A 5172-nucleotide genomic window follows, 5' to 3' on the forward strand; every position below is an offset into this window, starting at 1 on the left:
CAGCGGCTGGTTGGCGACGATGCCCACGGTCTGCCCCTCCATGCGGGCAAAGCCGATGATGATGTTCTTCGCATAGTCGGGCTGCAGCTCGAAGAAATCCCCATCGTCCACGGTCTTGAGGATCAGCTCCTTCATGTCGTAGGGCTGGTTGGGGTTGGCCGGCACCAGCGTGTCCAGGCTCAGGTCGGCGCGGTCGGCCGGGTCCTTGCTCGGGCGCACCGGCGGCTTTTCGCGGTTGTTCAGCGGCAGGTAGTTGTACAGGCGCCGCAGCATCAGCAACGCCTCGACGTCGTTCTCGAACGCCATGTCGGCCACGCCGCTCTTGGTGGTGTGGGTGATGGCGCCGCCGAGTTCTTCCGCCGTGACTTCCTCGTGCGTCACGGTCTTCACGACTTCCGGGCCCGTCACGAACATGTAGCTCGAATCCTTGACCATGAAGATGAAGTCGGTCATGGCGGGCGAATACACCGCGCCGCCGGCGCACGGGCCCATGATCATGCTGATCTGCGGAATGACGCCCGAGGCCATGACGTTGCGCTGGAAGACCTCGGCGTAGCCGCCGAGCGACGCCACGCCCTCCTGGATGCGCGCGCCGCCCGAGTCGTTCAGGCCGATGACCGGGGCGCCGACCTTCATCGCCTGGTCCATGATCTTGCAGATCTTCTCGGCATGGGCCTCGGACAGTGCGCCGCCGAAGACGGTGAAGTCCTGGCTGAAGACGAACACCAGGCGGCCGTTGATCATGCCGTAGCCCGTGACCACGCCGTCGCCCGGGATCTTGTTGTCCTGCATGCCGAAATCGGCACAGCGGTGCTCGACGAACATGTCCCATTCCTCGAAGGTGCCGTCATCGAGCAGCAGCTCGATGCGCTCGCGCGCCGTGAGCTTGCCCTTCTTGTGCTGCGCGTCGATGCGCTTCTGGCCTCCGCCCATGCGGGCGAGCTCGCGCTTTTTCTCCAGTTGTTCGAGGATGCTTTGCATGTGGTGTTCGTCCTTGTGTTGAACCGGGGGTCCGTGGAAACGCGCCGGCGCAAGCCGTTCAATTGGCCGCTGCCTGCGCTGGTCCTGTCTGGGCTGCCAGCAGGCTCCGCGCTGCCGTGCTGGGCGCGATGCGCCCTGCGGCCACGTCCTGCTGCAGCTGCGGCAGCAGCGCCCTGACCTCTGGGTGCTGGCGAAACGCCTGCTTGAGGCCGAAGTCGATGCGCTCCCACATCCAGGCCAGCGCTTGGCGCTCGCGCCGTGCGGCCAGACGGCCGTTGCCGGTCTGCATGGAGCGGAACTCGCTGACCACGGCCCAGAATTCATCCACGCCCTCGCCCTTCAAAGCACTGAGCGTGATGACCTTGGGCCGCCAGACCAGGCCGGCCTTCCAGTCGTGGTCGGGATTGCCGTGCATCGCCAGCAGGCGCAGGCTGGAGGTGATCTGCGCCTGCGCGCGGATTGCGGCGTGCGGGTCGATGTCGGCCTTGTTGATGACCACCAAGTCGGCCAGCTCCATCACGCCCTTCTTGATGGCCTGCAGGTCGTCGCCGGCGTTGGGCAGCTGCAGCACGCAGAACATGTCGGTCATGCCGTGCACCGCAATCTCGCTCTGGCCCACGCCCACGGTCTCGACGATGACCACGTCGTAGCCGGCCGCCTCGCACACCAGCATTGCCTCGCGCGTCTTCTCCGCCACGCCCCCCAGGGTGCCGCCGGAAGGGCTCGGGCGGATGTAGGCGTCCTGTTCGTTGGACAGCTGCTCCATGCGGGTCTTGTCGCCCAGGATGGAGCCGCCCGAGACGGTAGACGACGGGTCGATGGCCAGCACCGCCACCTTCAATCCCTGCTCGCGGATCAGGTACAGGCCGAGCGCCTCGATGAAGGTGGACTTGCCCACGCCCGGCACGCCGCTTATCCCTAAGCGCAGCGCGCGGCCGGTGTGCGGCAGCAGCGCCGTGAGCAGCTCGTCGGCCTGCGCGCGGTGGTCGGTGCGGGTCGATTCGAGCAGCGTGATGGCCTTGGCCATGGCGCGGCGGCGCGCCAGGGGTGGGCCGTGCAGCAAGGGATCGAGCAGGGGAAGATCACGCATGCCCGTCACGGGATCTCGATCGCACGCCCGTCGGGCAGGCGATAGTGGTGGAAGTCGCGCACATCGGTAGTCTAGATTTGCGAGCGTGTGCCTGATCCAGCAAGGCACTCAGGCAAGTGCCGCCTTGATCTGCTCGAGCACATCCTTGGCGCTCGCCGGGATCGGCGTGCCCGGCCCGTAGATGCCCTTGACGCCCGCTTTCCAGAGGAAGTCGTAGTCCTGGGCCGGGATCACGCCGCCGACGAAGACGATGATGTCGTCCGCGCCCTGCTCTTTCAATGCGGCGATGATGGCGGGCACCAGCGTCTTGTGACCGGCGGCCAGCGTCGAGACGCCGATGGCATGCACGTCGTTCTCGATGGCCTGGCGGGCGCATTCCTCCGGCGTCTGAAAAAGTGGCCCGATGTCCACGTCGAAGCCCAGGTCGGCAAAGGCGGTGGAGACCACCTTGGCGCCGCGGTCGTGTCCGTCTTGGCCCAGCTTGGCGATCATCACGCGCGGACGGCGGCCTTGCGCTTCGGCGAAGGACTCGATCTCGGCCTTGAGCTTTTCCCAGCCCTCGGCGCCTTCGTAGGCTTTGGCATAGACCCCCGTGACCATCTGCGTGTCGGCACGGTGCCGTCCGAAAACCTTTTCCAGCGCGTCGGAGACCTCGCCCACGGTGGCGCGCAGGCGCATCGCCTGGATGGCGAGGTCCAGCAGGTTGCCCTCGCCCGACTCGGCCGCGCGGGTGAGGGCCGCCAGCGCCTGATCGACCTTGGCCTGGTCGCGCGTCTTGCGGATGGCCGCCAGGCGCGCGATCTGGCTGTCGCGCACCTTGACGTTGTCCACTTCCAGGATGTCGACCGGGTCTTCCTTGTCCAGCCGGTACTTGTTCACGCCGACGATGACTTCCTTGCCGGAGTCGATGCGCGCCTGCTTTTCCGCTGCAGCCGCCTCGATCTTCAGCTTCGCCCAGCCCGAATCCACGGCGGCCGTCATGCCGCCCATGGCTTCGACCTCCTCGATGATCTTCCAGGCGGCGTCCGCCATGTCCTGGGTCAGCTTCTCCATCATGTAGGAGCCGGCCCAGGGGTCGATCACCTTGGTGATGTGGGTCTCTTCCTGGATGATCAGCTGCGTGTTGCGCGCGATGCGGGCGGAAAACTCCGTCGGCAGCGCAATCGCCTCGTCCAATGCATTGGTATGCAGGCTCTGCGTGCCGCCGAACACGGCCGCCATGGCCTCGATGGTGGTGCGCACCACGTTGTTGTAGGGGTCCTGCTCGGTGAGCGACCAGCCGGAGGTCTGGCAGTGCGTGCGCAGCATCAGGCTCTTGGGCTTCTTGGCATTGAAGCCCTTCATGATGCGGCACCAGAGCAGGCGCGCGGCGCGCATCTTGGCGATCTCCAGGTAGAAATTCATGCCGATCGCCCAGAAGAACGACAGCCGCCCGGCGAAATCGTCCACGTCCATGCCCTTGGCAATCGCCGTCTTCACGTATTCCTTGCCGTCGGCGAGCGTGAAGGCCAGTTCCAGCGCCTGGTTGGCCCCGGCCTCCTGCATGTGGTAGCCCGAGATCGAGATCGAGTTGAACCGGGGCATGTTCCGGCTCGTGTACTCGATGATGTCGCCGATGATGCGCATCGACGGCTTTGGCGGGTAGATGTAGGTGTTGCGGACCATGAACTCCTTGAGGATGTCGTTCTGGATGGTCCCCGACAGCTGGTCCTGGCTGACGCCCTGCTCCTCGGCCGCCACCACGTAGCCCGCCAGCACCGGCAGCACCGCGCCATTCATGGTCATGGACACGCTGACCTTGTCCAGCGGAATGCCGTCGAACAGGATCTTCATGTCCTCCACGCTGTCGATCGCCACGCCCGCCTTGCCCACGTCGCCGGTGACGCGCGGGTGGTCCGAGTCGTAGCCGCGGTGCGTCGCCAGGTCGAAGGCCACCGACACACCCTGCCCGCCAGCGGCCAGCGCCTTGCGGTAGAAGGCGTTGGATTCCTCGGCGGTGGAAAAGCCCGCGTACTGGCGGATGGTCCAGGGCCGCACGGCGTACATGGTGGCCTGGGGGCCGCGCACGTAGGGCTCGAAGCCCGGCAGTGTGTTGGTGTAGGGCAGCCCGGCCGTGTCCTCGGCCGTGTACAAGGGCTTGACCGTGATGCCGTCTGGCGTGACCCAGTTGAGGGCCTCGACGTCGCCGCCGGGCGCGGACTTGGCGGCCGCCTTGGCCCAGTCTTCGAGGGTCGCGGGCGTGAACAGGGGGTCGGATGGCTGGCTCATGGCACGAAGGGCGTTGGGCGGAAAAACAAGCAGGCGCAGCACGGGAGCGGGCCGCCGGCCGCGCGCGATGGGCCAGGAGTTTAACGCCGAATGGCGTCGTAATTATTAATTCTTAGTTTTTCTGCGCTACAGTCCGCGCATGTCCGCCGTGACCCTTGCCCCGCGCGCGCTCTACGAACAGGTGGCGGAAGAGCTGCGCCAGCGCATCTTCCGCCGCGAGCTCGAGCCCGGCGCGTGGATCGACGAGCTGAAGATCGCCGAGGAATTCGGCATCAGCCGCACGCCGCTGCGCGAGGCGCTCAAGGTGCTGGCCGCCGAGGGCCTGGTGACCATGAAGGTGCGCCGCGGGGCCTACGTGACGGAGATGTCAGAGAAGGACCTGCGCGACGTCTACCAGCTGCTGTCGCTGCTCGAGCGCGAGGCGGCGGCGACCGTCGCCGCCCGGGCGACCCCCGCCCAGCTGCGCGAGCTGGAGGCGCTGCACGCCGAGCTGGTGCAGGCGCGAGAGGACCGCGAGCGCTTCTTCGCCATCAACGAGCGCATCCACATGCGGCTGCTGGAGATGGCGGACAACCGCTGGCTCGGGCAGGTGGTCGCGGACCTGCGCAAGGTCATGAAATTGAACCGCCACCATTCGCTGTTCAAGCAGGGGCGGATCGAGGAATCATTGGCCGAGCACGAGCGCATCATGGCGGCGCTGCGCGCGCGCGACCCGCGGGCCACCGAGCAGGCGATGGCGGCGCACTTCGCAAGCGGCCTGGAAGCGGCCAGTTGAGGCCCGGCCCCGAGCGACCAGGTGCCGGGCCCGGTGCAGGAGCGAGGCGGGCCCTGCC

General features: G+C 66.8%; 4 protein-coding genes. 1 reads left to right on the forward strand and 3 read right to left on the reverse strand.

Annotation, left to right across the window (positions count from 1 at the left end; genetic code table 11):
- The 3 genes from A612_RS08465 to scpA all read right to left on the reverse strand — a co-directional run.
- Window positions 1-981, reverse strand: a 981-nt coding sequence (locus A612_RS08465) for an acyl-CoA carboxylase subunit beta (RefSeq protein ID WP_019374071.1), incomplete at its 3' end; no start/stop codon positions are given.
- Window positions 982-1039: 58 nt separating this feature from the next.
- Window positions 1040-2071 (reverse strand): methylmalonyl Co-A mutase-associated GTPase MeaB, encoded by a 1032-nt coding sequence (gene meaB, locus A612_RS08470; RefSeq protein ID WP_040436406.1) that lies wholly within the window; start codon window positions 2069-2071, stop codon window positions 1040-1042.
- Window positions 2072-2179: 108 nt separating this feature from the next.
- Window positions 2180-4339 (reverse strand): methylmalonyl-CoA mutase, encoded by a 2160-nt coding sequence (gene scpA / locus A612_RS08475; protein ID WP_040436408.1) that lies wholly within the window; start codon window positions 4337-4339, stop codon window positions 2180-2182.
- A gap of 139 nt (window positions 4340-4478) precedes the next feature.
- Here scpA and A612_RS08480 point away from each other — a divergent pair, with 139 nt between their 5' ends.
- On the forward strand, window positions 4479-5114 hold the full coding sequence (locus tag A612_RS08480) for a GntR family transcriptional regulator (RefSeq protein WP_019374074.1): 636 nt from the start codon (window positions 4479-4481) through the stop codon (window positions 5112-5114).
- Window positions 5115-5172: the final 58 nt, after the last annotated feature.

Origin of the sequence: Melaminivora alkalimesophila, assembly GCF_000282995.1 — a bacterium.
Lineage (GTDB): Bacteria > Pseudomonadota > Gammaproteobacteria > Burkholderiales > Burkholderiaceae_C > Melaminivora > Melaminivora alkalimesophila.

Bases quoted from the DNA above. Each gene is read 5' to 3' on its own strand.
- scpA (WP_040436408.1), bottom strand. From the start codon at position 4,339: ATGAGCCAGCCATCCGACCCCCTGTTCACGCCCGCGACCCTCGAAGAC.
- meaB (WP_040436406.1), bottom strand. From the start codon at position 2,071: ATGCGTGATCTTCCCCTGCTCGATCCCTTGCTGCACGGCCCACCCCTG.
- A612_RS08480 (WP_019374074.1), top strand. From the start codon at position 4,479: ATGTCCGCCGTGACCCTTGCCCCGCGCGCGCTCTACGAACAGGTGGCG.